Source organism: Robinsoniella sp., from assembly GCF_034124845.1.
The window spans coordinates 1-17,716 of record NZ_JAWYAJ010000458.1; the positions used below are offsets into that span (position 1 = coordinate 1).

15 protein-coding genes and 1 pseudogene are annotated in these 17,716 nt (G+C 42.0%); 10 read left to right on the plus strand and 6 right to left on the minus strand.

Annotated features, from left to right (window positions below; genetic code table 11):
* Window positions 1-62, plus strand: a pseudogene (locus ACH2DQ_RS22580) (DUF6783 domain-containing protein); the annotation flags it as partial.
* A 41-nt stretch (window positions 63-103) separates the two neighbouring features.
* On the opposite strand, the gene ACH2DQ_RS22585 reads toward ACH2DQ_RS22580, so the two are convergent.
* The 5 genes from ACH2DQ_RS22585 to murC all read right to left on the minus strand — a co-directional run bounded on the left by ACH2DQ_RS22585 (window position 104) and on the right by murC (window position 5,557).
* Entirely contained in the window at window positions 104-508 is a 405-nt protein-coding gene (locus tag ACH2DQ_RS22585) for a bacteriohemerythrin (protein ID WP_394911521.1), read from the minus strand.
* Window positions 509-549: 41 nt separating this feature from the next.
* Window positions 550-1,722: a ribose-phosphate pyrophosphokinase gene (locus tag ACH2DQ_RS22590; RefSeq protein ID WP_394911520.1), complete on the minus strand. Its 1,173-nt coding sequence runs from the start codon at window positions 1,720-1,722 to the stop codon at window positions 550-552.
* A gap of 75 nt (window positions 1,723-1,797) precedes the next feature.
* Window positions 1,798-2,790: an ATP-binding protein gene (locus ACH2DQ_RS22595; RefSeq protein WP_394911519.1), complete on the minus strand. Its 993-nt coding sequence runs from the start codon at window positions 2,788-2,790 to the stop codon at window positions 1,798-1,800.
* Window positions 2,791-2,833: 43 nt separating this feature from the next.
* Window positions 2,834-3,874: a DnaD domain protein gene (locus ACH2DQ_RS22600; protein ID WP_394911518.1), complete on the minus strand. Its 1,041-nt coding sequence runs from the start codon at window positions 3,872-3,874 to the stop codon at window positions 2,834-2,836.
* Between the two features lie 303 nt (window positions 3,875-4,177).
* Entirely contained in the window at window positions 4,178-5,557 is a 1,380-nt protein-coding gene (murC, locus tag ACH2DQ_RS22605; protein ID WP_394911517.1) for a UDP-N-acetylmuramate--L-alanine ligase, read from the minus strand.
* Window positions 5,558-6,133: 576 nt separating this feature from the next.
* Here murC and ACH2DQ_RS22610 point away from each other — a divergent pair.
* The 3 genes from ACH2DQ_RS22610 to spoVG are packed head-to-tail and all read left to right on the plus strand — an operon-like array spanning window position 6,134 to window position 8,852.
* The gene (locus ACH2DQ_RS22610) at window positions 6,134-7,405 is read left to right on the plus strand and encodes a glucose-1-phosphate adenylyltransferase (RefSeq protein WP_394911516.1); all 1,272 of its coding nucleotides are present in this window, start codon (window positions 6,134-6,136) and stop codon (window positions 7,403-7,405) included.
* On the plus strand, window positions 7,405-8,523 hold the full coding sequence (gene glgD / locus ACH2DQ_RS22615) for a glucose-1-phosphate adenylyltransferase subunit GlgD (protein ID WP_027295992.1): 1,119 nt from the start codon (window positions 7,405-7,407) through the stop codon (window positions 8,521-8,523). Before ACH2DQ_RS22610 ends, glgD begins: the two co-directional genes overlap by 1 nt.
* A 41-nt stretch (window positions 8,524-8,564) precedes the next feature.
* Window positions 8,565-8,852, plus strand: a complete 288-nt coding sequence (gene spoVG, locus ACH2DQ_RS22620) for a septation regulator SpoVG (RefSeq protein WP_395028433.1) — start codon at window positions 8,565-8,567, stop codon at window positions 8,850-8,852.
* A gap of 193 nt (window positions 8,853-9,045) precedes the next feature.
* Here the strand turns inward: spoVG and ACH2DQ_RS22625 are convergent, their stop codons facing one another.
* Complete coding sequence (locus ACH2DQ_RS22625) at window positions 9,046-10,953, minus strand: PfkB family carbohydrate kinase (RefSeq protein WP_394911515.1); 1,908 nt, start codon at window positions 10,951-10,953, stop codon at window positions 9,046-9,048.
* A gap of 260 nt (window positions 10,954-11,213) precedes the next feature.
* On the opposite strand from ACH2DQ_RS22625, the gene ACH2DQ_RS22630 reads away from it, so the two are divergent.
* The 6 genes from ACH2DQ_RS22630 (at window position 11,214) to ACH2DQ_RS22655 (ending at window position 17,670) form a co-directional block, all read left to right on the plus strand.
* Complete coding sequence (locus ACH2DQ_RS22630) at window positions 11,214-12,152, plus strand: nucleoside hydrolase (RefSeq protein WP_395028435.1); 939 nt, start codon at window positions 11,214-11,216, stop codon at window positions 12,150-12,152.
* Between the two features lie 58 nt (window positions 12,153-12,210).
* On the plus strand, window positions 12,211-13,755 hold the full coding sequence (locus ACH2DQ_RS22635) for an ABC transporter substrate-binding protein (protein ID WP_394911513.1): 1,545 nt from the start codon (window positions 12,211-12,213) through the stop codon (window positions 13,753-13,755).
* Between the two features lie 19 nt (window positions 13,756-13,774).
* Complete coding sequence (locus tag ACH2DQ_RS22640; RefSeq protein ID WP_394911512.1) at window positions 13,775-14,728, plus strand: ABC transporter permease; 954 nt, start codon at window positions 13,775-13,777, stop codon at window positions 14,726-14,728.
* Between the two features lie 21 nt (window positions 14,729-14,749).
* Window positions 14,750-15,640, plus strand: a complete 891-nt coding sequence (locus tag ACH2DQ_RS22645; protein ID WP_394911511.1) for a carbohydrate ABC transporter permease — start codon at window positions 14,750-14,752, stop codon at window positions 15,638-15,640.
* A 361-nt stretch (window positions 15,641-16,001) separates the two neighbouring features.
* Window positions 16,002-17,060, plus strand: coding sequence for an L-ascorbate 6-phosphate lactonase (ulaG, locus tag ACH2DQ_RS22650; protein ID WP_394911510.1), 1,059 nt, complete (start codon window positions 16,002-16,004; stop codon window positions 17,058-17,060).
* Window positions 17,061-17,208: 148 nt separating this feature from the next.
* Window positions 17,209-17,670: a PTS sugar transporter subunit IIA gene (locus tag ACH2DQ_RS22655; RefSeq protein WP_394911509.1), complete on the plus strand. Its 462-nt coding sequence runs from the start codon at window positions 17,209-17,211 to the stop codon at window positions 17,668-17,670.
* Window positions 17,671-17,716 lie beyond the last annotated feature (46 nt).

The following is a 17,716-nucleotide window of genomic DNA, read 5'->3' on the forward strand; positions in this document are numbered from 1 at the left end:
CTCCCACAAAGTGTGACGCACAGCTGCCAGAAAGCAATTTTCAAACACGCTCTAGTATTTCAGCCAGCTGGAAATCAGTGTTTCGCACATGCATGAAATCAGATTATTTATTTCTAGCATACTCCGCAACTGCTTTATCAAATCCTTTGATATGTTTAAACAGCCACTCGGTTACATTTTTATCAACGGCAGCAACAAATGCCGGTGTAGGGCCTTCTTCTTCCTGAAGCATTTCATATAATTCCTGAATAGCCTGAATGAATGCTTTATGCTGTTCTTTATGTTCGCTGATCTGCGGATATTCAATCTCTTCCTGCAGTTTTTCTTCTGCACTGAAATGAAAATCTGTGTAATCGGAGAGATAATCCAGCATTTTAACTGCTGTGGTTTTTTCTTTCCCGGTTTCGCAGCTTTTAACAAGATCGTTGATTTTACCAATCAGTTCTTTGTGTTGTTCATCAATTAAATCATTTCCTGTAACTAAACTTTCATCAAATATTGCCTGCATAATACTACCTCCTTGTGTGAATAAGTTATATTTGTAATTTATTACTTGTTATGTTTCTCCAGAAAGCTCTGGATTCTGCCAATAGGATTTAACAGACTGCTGATAGATGCATCGTGATTCAGTGTGTCTATAATATATGCCAGATATTTACTAAGGTCGCAGTTGACATAGTATTTCTTCTGCAGCAGTTCCGGAGTCTGGTATACCAGGTTCGTTGTAAGGAGATGGTCAAAAAGTCCATTCTCATATGCCTTGTCAAATTTGGAAAGTCCGTTTGTAAACAGACCAAAGGTAGAACACAGGAAAATTCTGTTCGCCTTTCTTCTTTTCAGCTCTGCTGCTACTTCTAATATACTGTCACCGGAGGAAATCATGTCATCAATGATTACCATATCTTTTCCTTCCACATTTGCTCCAAGGAATTCATGCTCAACAATCGGATTCGTTCCGTTTACAATCTTTGTGTAATCTCTTCTCTTATAGAACATACCCATATCTAATCCAAGTACATTTGCCATGTAGACAGCACGTCCCATACCGCCTTCATCCGGGCTGATAATCATCATGGAGTCCTTATTGATCTTAAGTCCCGGCTGGGCACGGAAGAGGCCCTTAATGAACTGATAAACGGGTTGTACGGTTTCGAAGCCTTTCAGCGGAATTGCATTCTGGACACGGGGGTCATGAGCGTCAAACGTAATGATATTATCCACACCCATGCGGACAAGTTCTTTCAGAGCAAGGGCACAGTCCAGGGATTCACGCCCGTTGCGCTTATGCTGGCGGCTTTCATACAGGAATGGCATAATCACGCAGATACGCCTGGATTTGCCTGCTACAGCGGCAATAATACGCTTTAAATCCTGAAAATGATCATCCGGAGACATATGGTTGGTATGTCCGCACAGAGAATAGGTCAGGCTGTAGTTGCATACATCTACTAAAATATATAAATCATCTCCACGAACAGACTCTTTGATGATGCCCTTGGCCTCACCGGATCCAAATCGCGGAATTTTTGTATCAATAATATAATTCTCCCTCTGATATCCTTCAAAAGCAATAGTCTTCTTATGTTCGTGATCGCGTTCCCTTCTCCATTCGACCAGATAAGCATTGATTTTTTCTCCCAGTGTTTTGCAGCTTTCTAATGGAATAATGCCAAGTGAGCCGACAGGAATGGTTTCGAGATTGCGTTCTTCTGTTGATTGCATGATATTTCCTCCGTTATTTATCACATCTCAGTGAAATTGTCTTACGCATATAGTGTATCACAAAGTTTTCATAGGTCAAGGCTTTCCACGGAATAATTTTTTCTGAATGCGGATATCGTCCCCGAAGAGTTTCATCATCATATAATTACTGGTTATCCTGGAAAATACACGTTCCGAATAAGTATCTGCAAATGTATTGATTGGCAGGTTTGTGGAAATAATCGTTGACTTTTTGCGGTTAAGCCTTTCATTAATACATAGAAACAGCTGGGTGGAGACAAAGGAATTCGTAAGTTCTGTACCCAGATCGTCGATGATCAGCAGATCACAGTCAAAGATATAGGGATGGATATTCTGCGCCTCTTCTTCTTTTTCAAACGTGCTTTTCGCGAATACATCAAAGAGCTCAAATGCTGAAAAATAAATGACGGAATGGGCGGTGTCGATGAGCTCTTTGGCAATACAGTGAGACAGGAAGGTTTTTCCTACTCCCGTATCTCCATAGAAAAACAGGTTTTTAAATTCCGTATCAAAGGTGCGGATAAACTCCTCGCACTCCGCCATATTCTTGCGCATGGTAGCAAGCGAAGACAGCCCGGTAGAGGGATTTACCAGCTGATCCGAATAATAATCATAAGAGAAACTGGAAAAGTTCTCCCTGCTTAAGATTTCTTTTAAATTGGACTGGGTATACAGCATATCAATTACCGCCTGCTTAAAGCAGTGGCACTTCTGGTTGTTTGCAAATCCCGTATCCTGACAGTCCGGGCAGGTATAGCGGGGAAGAAGATAATCCTTTGGAAATCCGTTCTCCATAAGCAGTTCAAGGCGCTTGTCTGATAAACGGCTGATATCTTCCTTTAATCCATCCAGTGCATCACTGTCTCCGGATAACAGCTGGCGTCCCCTTGCGACACTGATGGAACTGATCTGATCATCAATTTCACGAAGTGCAGGAACTTTTTCATAAGCTTCCCGGATACGCGCATCCTGATCATGTCTGGTCTGCAATTGTTTTTTCTGATATTCCCGGATGATCATATCATATTGTGAGTTTTTCAATGCCACAGGCTGGTTCTCCCTTTCTAATTTATATAATGATCTGTTTTACCTATCTGTTCAGCAGCTGCTTCTCTAACTGATCGTAATCATATTCCCTTTGATGGAAATTATTAAACCGGTTATTGGATGATGCCGGTTTTTTCTGAACAGGAGCAGTTTTTTTAGAATTCTGGTGCTTTTCATCCAGAAGAGCAACTTCAGAGAGATGTTTAATACCGGACTTATTCCATTCTTCCAGAATTTTATTGGCATATTGGAAATTCGGCTGATGAGTCTGCTTAATGGTCCGGTTACATGCCTCAATGATAATATCCAGGGTAAAGTGGTACTCGTCCAGCCATTTTGCCATGAAAGTGATCTCCGGTTCAGCAGGGGCACGTCCTTTAATACCAAAGGTATTCAAAATGGTAAAATAATTCTTATTGTACAGATTCGTATTGCATTTTGCCTGGTCAACGGTAGTAATGCCGTCTTCTGCCCAGGAGAGTGCAACTTTTTCAATATAGCGTGCGCTTTTGCTGCCTTTTGACACACAGTATTCAATGAGGTATTCAATCAGGTCTGTAGAAAAATGCAGACCGTCATAGAAGTAAAGAATATTGGATACTTCAGTGGAACTCAACGTTTTCCCCAGATACTGTTCGGCAATAAATAAAAGCTGGCGGATATCTTCCTGTTCCTTTAAGGTTTTCATCTTATCGGCGGAGGGAAGTACCTTTTTCATGGGTTTGGAAGGTTCCGTACTGGCTGCAGTTTCCAGTGAAACAGATGCAGCTGCCGGTTCGGATGCATGCTCCGTGGAGCTTAAGAAACAGATTCCGGTCAATGCACCGCTTTCATCGTGTTCCAGTTTCAGTAAATGGAGCTTTTCCCAGTAAGCCAGGGCACGGTTCACATCTTTCTCCGTATGTTCAAAAGTATCTGCTATAGACGAAATAGACACACCAATATTAGAAGAGGTGCATCTTAGGAGATATAAGTATATTTTGACGAATTCACCACTGGCAGAAGGCATGTAATTGTCGATAAATGTATTTTGGACAATGGTAACGCTGCTGCCGGAATTTATGTGTAAGGATATTTCATTCATTGCTTTCACCTGCTATTTTCTTGTTATGAAACCAGTATAGCATACCTTTTAAAAAAAGAGAACAGCTAGTTTTTACAAGGGTTCCGGGGAAGGGGAGGAAGTTCTCCACTGTGGACATTGTGGATAATGTGGATAACTTGGGGACAAAAAAAATAGGTGCAACAGGAGAAAATGTGCAATTGTCGGGGATTGTCGAATTTTTAAAAATTATCACAGCGAAATTATGTAAACCAAGCTATCCACAAAAAAATCCACATGTAAAATACACGTTAATGTGCATAATCATGTGGATAATGTGGATAACTATTCTCCAAGCAGGCTTTCCCCTATTTTTACAACGTCTCCGGCACCCATAGTTATCAACAAGTCACCGTGTATACAATTTTCTAACAAAAAGTTTTCGATCTCGTCAAAACATGGAAAATAATATGCTTCTTTGCCAAGTTCCGCTATTTTCTGCTGGAGAGTTTTAGAACTGATCCCCAGGTTATCCGTTTCACGGGCGGCGTAGATATCAGCGAGCACCACTTTATCAGCCAGGGCAAGCGCCGTTGCAAAGTCATCCATCAATGCTTTGGTTCGTGTGTAAGTATGCGGCTGGAATACGCACCAGATCGTTTTGTGAGGATACTGATTTGCCGCTTTCAAGGTAGCAGCAATTTCTGTGGGATGGTGTGCGTAATCATCAATGATGGTAACGCCTCCGATTTCCCCTTTTTTCTGGAAACGCCGGTCAGTACCGCCAAAATCAGTCAGTCCCTGGCAGATTTTTTCCATAGGAATGCCAAGTCGTTCACCAAGAGCAAGTGAGGCAAGTGCATTGGATATATTGTGCTGTCCCGGGACACTCAGTGTGAAGTGACCGATCACCTTACCGTCCTTTAACGCATCAAAAGAGCCGTGGGCAAAATCGTCATAGCTGATATTTGCGGCACTGTACTGGCTGGACTCAGAGAATCCATAGGTTATCACATTGCATGGAAGGTCCTTCGTAATTTCCTCATAGCCGGGAATGTCTCCGTTGATAATCAGCGTACCGTCTTTTGGCAGTCTCTCTGCAAATAGCCGGAATGAATTCCGGATGTCATCCAGGTCTTTGAAGAAGTCCAGATGGTCTGCATCAATATTCAGGATGATACTGATCTTTGGATTAAAATGCAAAAAACTGTTTGTATATTCACATGCTTCCGTCAGAAATGTTTCGGAATTACCCACGCGGATATTTCCTCCGATGGCTTTTAAGATTCCGCCTACCGATATCGTAGGATCTGTGTCAGCAGCCAGAAGAATGTGGGAAATCATGGACGTGGTTGTGGTTTTGCCGTGTGTACCGGAAACGGCAATTGGTGTTTCGTAATTCTGCATGATCTGCCCCAGTAGTTCAGCACGGGTCAGCATCGGAATATTTTTCTGAACTGCAGCTGCATATTCCGGATTATCCGGATGGATCGCTGCTGTGTATACCACCAGGTCTGTTCCTTCTTCTATATTAGATGCGCGCTGGTGCAAGTACACAGTAACCCCTCTGTCCTCCATCCATTTTGTCAGAGGCGATTCTTTTGCATCAGAACCGGAGATCTTAAAACCACGGTCTATTAATATAGAAGCAAGACCGCTCATGCTGATTCCTCCGATACCGATAAAGTGTACATGGATAGGCTGCTTAAAATTTATCTCATACATAATGATACTCTCCTTATGAAAATCTCTTTCACAGGCTGTGTGAAAGGCATTCTTTCACTATTATAACCGCATATGGATAAAAATTAAAGTATTTCTTGACAATAAGGAAGATTAAATTATGTTTGGGGGGCAAAGACGGAGGTTCTATCACGTTGAGAAAACCAGCTGAGTATTATAGAATTCTCACTGGAAAGAGAAGTGAAAGTGTAAAACAGCGGAAATCCCTCCAGCAAAAACACATTCTAAAAAATCACTGTATTCGACAGTATTTTTATGCATTTTTAAAACAAAACAAAGAATTATGTAAAAATATGACAAAACAATACAGAAAAAACAAAGGGAAAATAGCATAAATGTGAATAAAATGTCGAATAAGAAAAGTCGCTAAACAATATTTTGAGCTATTTCTTCTAAAATGAGAGAAAAAAAATTCAAAAAATTGTAAAAAATGTTCACTATTTCGAAAAGATGTGATATAATAAAAACTAACAATTTTATTTATGAGAAAATATGATTGTTAACGGGCTATAGATGCATCTGACATCATAGTACTATACTACAGCGAGAGGTGATAGCGTGATTAAAAAAGAGATGATTGCAATGTTACTTGCAGGAGGACAAGGAAGCCGTCTGGGCGTTCTGACAGCCAAAGTGGCAAAGCCGGCCGTGGCTTTCGGCGGAAAGTACCGAATTATAGATTTTCCGCTCAGCAACTGTATTAATTCTGGGGTAGATACAGTTGGTGTCCTAACACAATATCAGCCATTGCGGTTAAATACGCATATTGGAATTGGTATTCCCTGGGATTTGGATAGGAATATCGGAGGTGTAACAGTACTTCCTCCATATGAGAAGAGTGGCAACAGCGAATGGTATACAGGAACAGCAAATGCAATTTACCAGAACCTGGGCTATATGGAGAATTATAATCCTGATTATGTTTTAATTTTGTCGGGTGACCATATTTATAAGATGGATTATGAAGTAATGTTAGATTTCCACAAAGCCAGCAATGCCGACATCAGCATCGCAGTTATGCCCGTACCGATGGAAGAAGCAAGCCGTTTTGGCGTAGTGGTGACAGATGACAATAACAGGATTACAGAGTTTCAGGAGAAACCGCTGGAACCAAAGAGCAATCTTGCGTCAATGGGTATTTATATTTTCTCATGGAAGGTATTAAAGGAAGCTTTAATCGCAATGTCTGATCAGAGTAATTGTGATTTTGGTAAACATATTATTCCGTATTGCCATGAAAAGGGAGATAAGCTTGTTGCTTATGAGTATAACGGCTATTGGAAAGACGTTGGAACATTGGGTTCTTACTGGGAAGCAAATATGGAACTGATCGATATCATTCCGGAGTTTAACTTATACGAAGAATTCTGGAAGATATACACAAGCAGTGAAATCATTCCTCCGCAGTATATATCAACGGATTCGGTTATTGAAAGATGTATCATCGGCGATGGTACGGAGGTTTATGGAGAAGTACATAATTCTGTCATAGGAGCCGGTGTAACGATTGGAAAGGGTGCTGTTATTCGTGATTCGATTATCATGAGAGGAACCAAGATCGGAGATGGTGCCGTTCTGGACCGCTCCATTGTAGCCGAGAACACGGAAATCGGACAAGGCGCAGTGCTTGGCGTAGGCGAAGAAGTTCCAAACAAATTAAAACCACATGTGTATTCCTTTGGTTTAGTAACGGTAGGTGAAAATTCTTATATTCCGCCAAATGTAAAGATCGGTAAGAATACGGCAGTTGACGGAATTACAAGAGCAGAGGATTATCCGGATGGCGTACTGGAGAGTGGAGAAACTTTAGTTAAGGCAGGTGAGGCGTGATGAGAGCGATAGGAATGATTTTAGCAGGTGGCAACAGTCACAGAATGGGAGATTTATCAAATAAGAGGGCCATTGCAGCAATGCCGATTGCAGGCAGCTATCGAAGCATCGACTTCGCGTTAAGTAACATGTCTAATTCTTCTATACAAAAAGTGGCAGTTTTGACACAGTACAATGCGAGATCTTTAAATGAACATTTAAGTTCTTCAAAATGGTGGGATTTTGGAAGAAAGCAGGGAGGTTTGTTTGTATTCACACCAACCATCACTTCTGATAATAGTTTCTGGTATCGGGGGACGGCAGATGCGATCTATCAGAATCTGGATTTTCTGAAGAAAAGCCATGAACCATATGTAATCATAGCATCCGGTGACGGTGTGTACAAGCTGGATTACAATAAAGTGCTGGAATATCATATTGAGAAGAAAGCGGATATCACCGTTGTATGCAAAGATATGGCTCCAAGCGAAGACATTACAAGATTCGGTGTCCTGAAAATGAATGAGGACAGCAGAATTGAAGAATTTGAAGAGAAACCGATGGTTTCATCCTGGAACACGGTTTCAACCGGAGTCTATATTATCCGCAGAAGACAGCTGATCGAATTAATTGAAAGATGTGCACAGGAAGACCGGCATGATTTTGTAAAAGATATCCTGATTCGCTATAAGAACTTAAAGAGAATCTATGGATATAAGATGAAAGAGTACTGGAGCAACATCGCTACGGTAGAGTCATATTACAAAACCAATATGGATTTCCTGAAACCGGAGGTAAGGGATTATTTCTTCCGTCAGTATCCGGATGTATATTCCAAGGTTGACGATCTTCCGCCTGCAAAGTATAATCCGGGCAGTGAAGTGAAAAACAGCCTGATATCCAGCGGATGTATCATCAATGGACATGTAGAAAATTCGGTGTTGTTTAAGAAGACTTTTGTGGGTGAAAATTGTGTGATTAAGAATTCTATTATCCTGAATGATGTCTATCTGGGTGATAATACATATATCGAAAACTGTATTGTTGAATCCAGAGATACCATACGGGCAAATTCTTATCATGTTGGCGAGGACAAAATAAAAATTGTTATAGAAAAAAACGAGCGCTACGTACTATAACATTTTAAATTACGACTATATATGGAAAGGGGCTAAAAGACATGAATATTACAGATGTCAGGGTACGTAAAGTTGAAAAGGAAGGTAAGATGAAGGCGGTAGTTTCGATTACAATTGATGATGAGTTTGTTGTTCATGATATCAAAGTAATTGAAGGAGAAAAGGGGTTATTTATAGCCATGCCGAGCAGAAAGGCATCCGACGGAGAATATAGAGATATCGCACATCCTATTAATTCCCAGACAAGAGACCGTATCCAGGGGATTATCCTGGATCAGTACGAGGCTGTTGTAGCTGCGGAACCTGAATCCGAAGAGGCAGCTTATTAATTTAGCAACGAATATTTTATAGAAGTAAATCAGTATAATTCAAGGTGAACAGGGAAACATTGGATCTTGACCGGGAGTTATGCAGGCAGTACAGGAAAAGAGAAAAGTTAATGTTTATACGCTCTGCTGTGGGAGGCAGGGCGTATTTTTATGCATAAAAAGCCCCCTGAAAGCAAGGGGGCTTTTAGCGGCATTAGTGAAAGGATAACAGATCGGGTTCTGCCAGCCCGATATGAAGATACAAGGTGTCCTTGTCAACCAGCGCAGTTGTTACACCCTGGCGGGAAACGCAGAATCCTGCGGCATACTGGGCGATGCGGACAGACTTCTCCAATGAATATCCGTCACTTAAATGGACAGCCAGTGCAGAAATAAAAGCATCGGCGCCTCCGGTGGCATCTACAGCAGTAAAATCGGCGGCTGGAAAATGCTTCTGCAGATTTTCAGCGCGAACATAGCATCCGCCATGTCCAAGGGTGATGATTACAACGGGCATTCCCCGGTTGTAAAAATATTCTGCCTGTCCCTCAATGGTATCAATCTGAGGGCAGAAAGTAGCAGCTTCCTGCTGATTAGGTACAAATATATCAGTGTTCCGGTAGAACACCTCCGGCAGCGTACTAAGTGCCGATGGCTTTAATATGGTTTTCGCAGAAGTCTTTTTCGCCAGGGATGCGGCTTCCATAGCGGCTTCCATTGGAATATCCATGGAGAGCAATAAGAATTCACATCCTTCAAACAGGGCCTTCTGAGACCGGACATCGTCAGCGGTCAGCCTGAGATTCGCACCCGGAATATAGGTGATGGTCACTTCCCCGTCTTTTTGTACATACACATAGGCCTTTCCGGTCTGAGCGCCTTGATCCTTATAAATCCCTTCTGTCAGAAGGTGGTTCTGGCTCAGTGCATCAAAGATCAGGGAGGCATCGGAGTCGTTGCCCACTTTACCGATTAAGACTGCTTCATGTCCCAGCCTTGCAGTACCCATAGACTGATTGGTACCTTTTCCGCCTGCGCAGGAGGAGGAATTGGTGATCAGGGTAGATTTTCCGGTTTCCGGAAAACCGTCCACGGTAAGGGTAACATCCGTATTGATACTGCCCAGAACCAGGAATTTCCGGCCCCGGCAGGATGCAGGGGTATTGATGCTTTCTTCATGGTTTAACACATAATAAGTATCCAGAGAACACGCAGGATTGTCGTCCGTATTTTTTTCGCAAATATTTATCAGGGTACGGCAGGCACCATATCCCAAATTCCAATAGGGAATCTTGTAATTGGAAACAGAGGGAAAGTTTAAAAAATCCATATCATCGCTACAAAGTCCAATCAATGAAAAATCCGATGGAATATGGTAGTGCATCTTATCCAGCTGGCTGTAAAGAGTGAGCGTTTCTTCTAAATCACTGCTGACGATACCTGTGATTCCCCCGGTTGTGAGAGAGCTCATGCAGGAAGAATCGGAGAGATGTAATGTCATTGCGTCATGCAGAGAGAGATGATGGTCAAAGAGGCAGCTTTTCATCCCTTCCAACACCTGCAGGGACCGGAAATTATTTTCCCGGATCAGGCAGCCTATTTTATGATGTCTCCATTGAATCAGCTTTTCCGTACAGAGGTAGCCCAGTTTCTGGTAATCAATGGCATAAGAGTTCGCTGTATAATTGGAATTTACATAAACCACAGGAATATCCGCATCGGTGAAATAATGCTCATGCTGCATACTTACCTGATCAACCGGCTCCCATAAAAGTCCGTCAATTTTATTTTTACAGAGTGCGGTAATATGTTTTAACTCATCCGTAAATGAACTGCAGCTGTCAAAGACCAGGATACCATAACCTTTTTCCTGTGCTGCTTTCACTATTCCGTTCAGCATGGTTTTGAATCCGCTGCCATCCCGCAAAAGCACTCCAATGAGAAATGTTTTCGCCATGGAGATATCTTTTACCGTACCATACGGGGTGTAATTATATTCTTTTACAATTTCCAGCACCCGGTTTCTGGTGGCTGAATTAATATTCTGATCTTTATTATTTACAATTTTGGATACCGTTGAAATCGACACGCCTGCCAATTTTGCAATTTCTTTGATAGTCATAAAACACCTCAGTCATTTTATTCCTGAATCAATTCCAGGTTTTTAGATTTTATAAGCTTGTCATGTACCTATTATGGATGATCTGGTTCATTTTGTCAATTTGTTTTTTTGTATAAAATGCACAGGAAAACATTTCGGAAAATAGTTTTATTTAACAAAAATAAAGATTGTGGTTGACATTTGAAAAATCCACCGATATAATGTGCTCATAAGGAAAACATTTTAAGAAAATTATTTTCCTAAAAAGGAGGAAGGAAATTATGATGGTGGACAATGGATGGCTTGCAGGGCAGTTGAACAGGCCAAAAGGAAAGGCGGATGTAGTGCTTGATACGGATACCTATAATGAAATTGACGATCAGTACGCACTTGCCTATCTGATTAAATCAGATGACAAACTAAACCTGCAGGCGATATATGCGGCTCCCTTTTCCAATAAAAAATGTGAATGCCCGGCGGAGGGAATGGAAAAGAGTTATGAAGAGATTTTAAGGGTTCTCACACTGATGGAAAGAGAAGATCTAAAGAAATTGGTCAAAAAAGGTTCGGACCGCTATCTGGAAAATGAAACCATTCCGGTGAAGTCAGAGGCAGCGGAAGATTTGATAAAAAGAGCGATGGAACATACATCTGAGAATCCGCTGTATGTAGTTGCCATTGCCGCAATTACCAATGTAGTGTCTGCCATTTTGATAAAGCCTGAGATAAAAGAGCGGATTGTGGTGGTTTGGCTTGGCGGTCAGGCACACTGGTGGCCGGATAACCGGGAATTTAATCTGATTCAGGATATAGCGGCAGCCAGAGTCTTGTTTGGCTGCGGGGTACCCCTGGTGCAGCTTCCATGCATGGGCGTGGTTTCCGGATTCCGTATCAGCGGTCCGGAGTTAATCCATCATCTGAAGGGAAAAAATAAGCTCTGTGATTATCTGGTGGATGTGACTGTTAAGGAGGCACTGGCTGACGGGGGGAATATAACCTGGAGCCGCATTATCTGGGATGTGACTGCGGTTGCATGGCTTTTGGATGATAGATTTGAGAAGGGCTGCCTGGTTCACAGTCCGGTGCCGGAATACGATGACCGGTATGCTTTTGACACGACGAACCATCTGATCAAATATGTTTATGATATTAACCGGGATTATTTATTAGCGGATTTATTTCAGAAATTAACCGGCAGTCCATACATGGATCTGCAATAGGGTTACAGATTGTTTCTTGAGAATTCAAGTTAACGGATTGCAAACAGGAGGAAAGAAAATGAAGAAAAAATGGATTGCAGCACTTCTTGCGGTATCGATGGCGGCGGGGATGCTTACAGGATGCGGTACGGGAGCAAAAGAAGAAAATCAGCAGGCGGCAGGAAAAGAAAGCGGTACCGGAGAAAATGCAGTAGAAAATACCGGAGAAAAGAAAAGCGATGATGTGGTTACTTTGAAGGTAGCGGCTATGGCATTTAACGATCAGTCACTAGTGGAGGATGTAGAGCGGGCAGCGAATGAAATATTGAAAGATAAGGGGGTGGCTCTGGATATTACGTTTATTAACATCGGTTCCTGGCAGCAGCAGACCAATTTGCTGCTCACCGGAGGAAGCGATACGGTGGATATTCTGCCCTGGTATGGAACACCTCTGGCTACTTATGTAAATAACGGACAGGCGCTGGAGCTGGATGAACTGCTGGACCAGTACGGGGAGGGGATCAAAAAGGAGATCCCGGAAGATATGCTGGAGCTTGGACGTGTGGATGAAAATATTTACGGCATATATACAGACAGAGAAGTGGCAAACAGCTATGGCATCTGGATGAGGAGAGATATTCTGGAGGAGACGGGAATTGATCCCGCCAGTATTAAAACGCTGGAAGACTGTACTGCTTTGTTCGCAAAGGTAAAAGAACTGCATCCGGATATGGAATGCTTAAGCGGAGGCCAGGCAGGAACGCTGCAGACGAATACCTGGGGATGGGATCAGATCAGTGATGCCAATAACCTGGGTGTTATGCTGGATAACGGACAGTCCGGAGAAATTGTTAACCTGTATGAATCCGATGAATATGAAGATTATGTGCGGCTTATGAGAAAGTGGTATGAAGCGGGATATATCTCTCCGGATGTACTGAGCAAGAGTGATGATCCTTCCGTAATCATGAGAGCGGGCAAGCTGTTTTCCGCACTTTCTCATTTAAAACCACTGTTTGGAGAGCAGCAGGCGAGAATAACAGGCTGTGAAATCGAAGTAATCGAGCTGCGTCCCGCTTCGCTGCAGACACAGACGGTTCAGGGTATGATGTGGGGAATATCCGCTTCCACCAAGCATCCGGAAGAAGCCATGATTTTACTGAATGAAATGTACACCAATCCCCAGCTTGCCAACATACTCATCAATGGTATTGAAGGCAAAAGCTATACATACACAGATGATGGGAAGAAAATGATTAACTTTCCGGAAGGTGTAGATGCATCCAATACGCCATATACGGCACAGTCCTGGATCTGGCCCAATGCTTTTGAAACACCGGTATGGGAGCCTTATCCGGAAGATTACTGGAAACAGATTGAAGAATTTAATAAGACGGCGCTTCATTCAAAAGCATTGGGCTTTGTACCGGACACATCGGAAATTACCAATGAAATTACAGCCTGCACCAATGTGGTGGCAAAATATAATCCCTCTTTAATGGCGGGGGCTGTGGATGTGGATGAAAGTCTGGCGCAATTCCGGGAAGAACTGAAAACAGCCGGGATAGACAAGATTATTGAAACGAAATCCAAACAATACGAAGAATGGAAAGCAAAGCAATAGAGGAAAGCGAGGAGGAGCCATGGATAATACCGCTGCTGGAAAGCAAAAGCCAAAAAAGAAAAAATTTACTGCACTCCTGAAGCGTTACTGGCCATTTTACCTGATGATGGCACCGGGTCTGATTTACCTGGTCATTAACAACTATCTCCCGATGCTGGGGCTTGTAGTTGCTTTTAAAAAGGTGGATTACCGTCTGGGAATCTTAAACAGCCCCTGGGTAGGTCTGGATAATTTTGAATATCTGTTTAAAACATCCGATGCCTGGATTATTACCCGCAATACGATATGTTATAATTTTGTCTTTATTTTGCTGGGAACAGTGGTATCTATAGCAGTGGCTGTTTTGTTAAATGAAATCAGGGGTGTTAAGAAGAAGAAAGCTTATCAGACGATGATCCTGATACCATATCTGATTTCCACCGTTGTAATCAGTTATCTGGTATATGCATTTCTCAGTGCGGAATCTGGATTTATCAATAACGGTATCCTGCAGAAATTGGGGATGGATCCTGTTGCCTGGTACAGCGAGAAAAAGTATTGGCCGTTTATACTGGTAATTGTGAATCTGTGGAAAGGCTTCGGATACAGCTGTATTATTTATTATGCAACGATTCTGGGGATCGACGGTTCTCTTTATGAGGCGGCAGTTATGGACGGTGCCAGCAGATGGCATCGGATAAAGGATATCGTGCTGCCGTCCTTAAAGGGCACTATCATTACGCTGACACTTATGAGCATAGGCAGAATTTTCTACTCTGATTTTGGACTGTTCTATCAGGTACCAATGAACAGCGGTCCGTTATTTGATGTGACGAATACCATCGATACTTATGTATACCGGGGGCTTTTACAGTTAAACGATGTGGGCAGGGCTTCTGCGGCAGGTTTTTATCAGTCACTGGTAGGATTTGCAATTGTTCTTCTGGCAAACTTCATCGTCCGAAAGGTGGAAAAAGAGAATGCACTGTTTTAACTTTGACAAAGGGAGATTACTATGGTAGATAATAAAAAAAGTTTTCATATTACAATAAATATAGTCATGATTCTGCTGTCGCTATGCTGTTTGCTGCCGTTTATCCTGCTGGTGGTTTCCTCCTTTACAGATGAAGCGGCGCTGATACGGGATGGGTATTCCTTCTTCCCGGGAGCGCTCAGCCTGGATGCATATCAGTACATTTTCTCAGGGTCAGCCAAGATCTTAAAGGGATATGGGGTTACGGTGTTTATTTCCATTGCCGGTACGGCGATAGGGATATTGATGACAATTCTCCTGGCTTATCCTCTTTCCAGAAAGGAACTGCCGGGAAGAAACTGGATTTCATTTTTTATCTTTTTCACCATGCTGTTCAATGGCGGACTGGTGCCCTCATATATGATCTGGTCCAATACCTTCCATATAAGAGATACCATTTGGGCATTGCTGCTCCCTAATCTGCTGATGAACGCATTCAATATTATTATGATGAGAAATTATCTAAATGCAAATGTTCCCGATGAGATTATAGAGGCAGCGAAAATAGACGGAGCAAATGAGTTCAGAATACTTTTTAAGGTGGTTTTCCCCATGTCGGTACCGATGGTGGCAACCCTTGGGCTGATGGTAGGGCTGGGATACTGGAATGACTGGCAGAACGGGTTGTATTACATTGCCAGCCGTACAGAGCTCTATTCCATTCAGAATATATTAAACCGTATGCTCCAGGATGCCCAGTTCCTGGCAAGCGGACAGGCAGGGGGAAATGTGGGCGAAATGGCAGCCAGTCTGCCAAGTGTGGGGATCAAGATGGCGATTGCAGTAGCTGGCATTCTTCCGGTAATGTTAATCTATCCCTTTGTGCAGCGGTATTTGGTAAAGGGAATTACCATTGGAGCTGTTAAGGGCTGATCAGGGAAGAAAATCAGTTTGGAATGATAAGAAAAAGATAGCTGAAATGAAAGCAAATTTCTTTTTGAAAACAGTGGGTAAAATAGACTGTTAGAGGAAGAAAGCAGCGCTTCATTACAGCTATCTTTTTTGTTGTATCACTTATAATTCTTAATAATCTGCCGGATTCAGAGCAGCGGAACCTGGGTGTTACTTTGTAATTCGGGTTAAAGGTAATTGTTACGAATAAAATGATCGTATAAATAATAAATATTCATATAAAAACATTGAAATGAACTTAAAAATGTAGTAATATAAACATATCAATTGAAATGAACATAACAATAATGAATTATATGAATATTTTAAGGAGGAACAGTAAATGAGCAAAGTAGATGAGATCACGAGAGAAAATTGGATTTTAGGAGCATTTCCGGAATGGGGGACCTGGCTGAATGAAGAAATTGATGCAGAGAAAGTGGAAAAAGGCACCGTAGCCATGTGGTGGCTTGGCTGTACCGGGATTTGGGTTAAGTCAGAGGGAAATGCAAATATTGCAATTGATCTCTGGTTTGGAAACGGAAAAAGAACAAAGAAAAAACCATATATGGATGAATACCATCAAATGAGAAACATGACGGGCGGCAGGCTGATGCAGCCAAATCTAAGAGCAATGCCCATTGTCTATGATCCTTTTGCAGTGACAACCGTGGATGCAGTTTTATCAACACATTACCACAATGATCATATCGACCCGTTCTTTGCAGCAGCAGTTCTGAAAAACTGTGAAGATGACGTACCGTTTATCGGACCGTTGGAAAGTGTTAAAAAATGGCTCAGTTACGGTGTGCCGGAAGAACGCTGTAAAATTGTAAAACCCGGCGATGTGGTGAAAGTAAAAGATGTGGAAATAGTTGTCCTGGATTCTTTTGACAGAACCTGTATCGTTACGGCTGAAAAGCCCCTTGCAGGAATCTGCCCCACGGATATGGATGAAAAAGCAGTAAACTACCTGATCAAAACACCGGGTGGAAATATATACCACAGCGGAGATTCTCATTATTCTGTTTATTATGCGAAACATGGAAAAGATCATAAGATAGATGTTGCATTTGGTTCTTATGGAGAAAACCCGGCGGGAAATCAGGATAAGATGACCTCTGTGGACATTTTAAGAATGGCTGAAGCACTGCAGACGAAAGTGATTATACCGTTTCATTATGATGTATGGACGAATTTTAAGGCAGACCCTGCAGAAATTATGATGCTGTATAATTTCAAGAAACATGTATTGGATTATCAGTTTAAGCCATTTATCTGGGATGTTGGCGGCAAATTCATTTACCCTAACGATAAAGATAAACTACAGTATCATTACCGCAGAGGATTTGAAGACTGCTTTACGGATGAACCAAATGTGCCGTTTAGGAGCGTCCTGTAAAATAAGAGCGTGTTTTAATTGCATTCTGACAGCTCCAACAGCCCGACGGCCGTTGCTTCGGTTTGCGAAAATGTATTTTATGAAATATTTTAATTCGGATTTTACGTATCAATGAGAATATTGCGGGAAAGAAGAGAGGTAAGTATTTATGTTATTAAAAGAATTAGTAAATCAGAACAGAGTATGTTTTCATCAGAAATTTGATACCTGGGAAGAGGCAGTAGCGGCGTCCTGCCAGCCTTTGCTGTCAGATGGCTCTATCGAACAGGCATATGTGGATTCTGTTATCGGATGTGTGAAAAAATATGGTCCGTACATTGTTTTTGCTCCGAATATTGCAATGCCGCACTCCCAGGAAGGTGCGGTAGGCGTAAATGATACGGCGGTGTCCTTTATGAAAGTGGAAGAACCGGTACATTTTGAAGAAGGAAATCCGGAAAAAGATGCCAGATTATTCTTTGTGCTGGCATCCAAGGATCACACCATGCATATGCAGAATATGGAGAAGCTTGCCAATATGCTTTTGACAGAGGATATCATGGATGCGCTTTTAGAAGTGAAGAATGTAGAAGATCTGCTGGCATTGGATGAAAAATACTCCTCTTTATAATATTATGGTGAGAAATTTATTTTATACAAACTGGGAAGATGCAAAG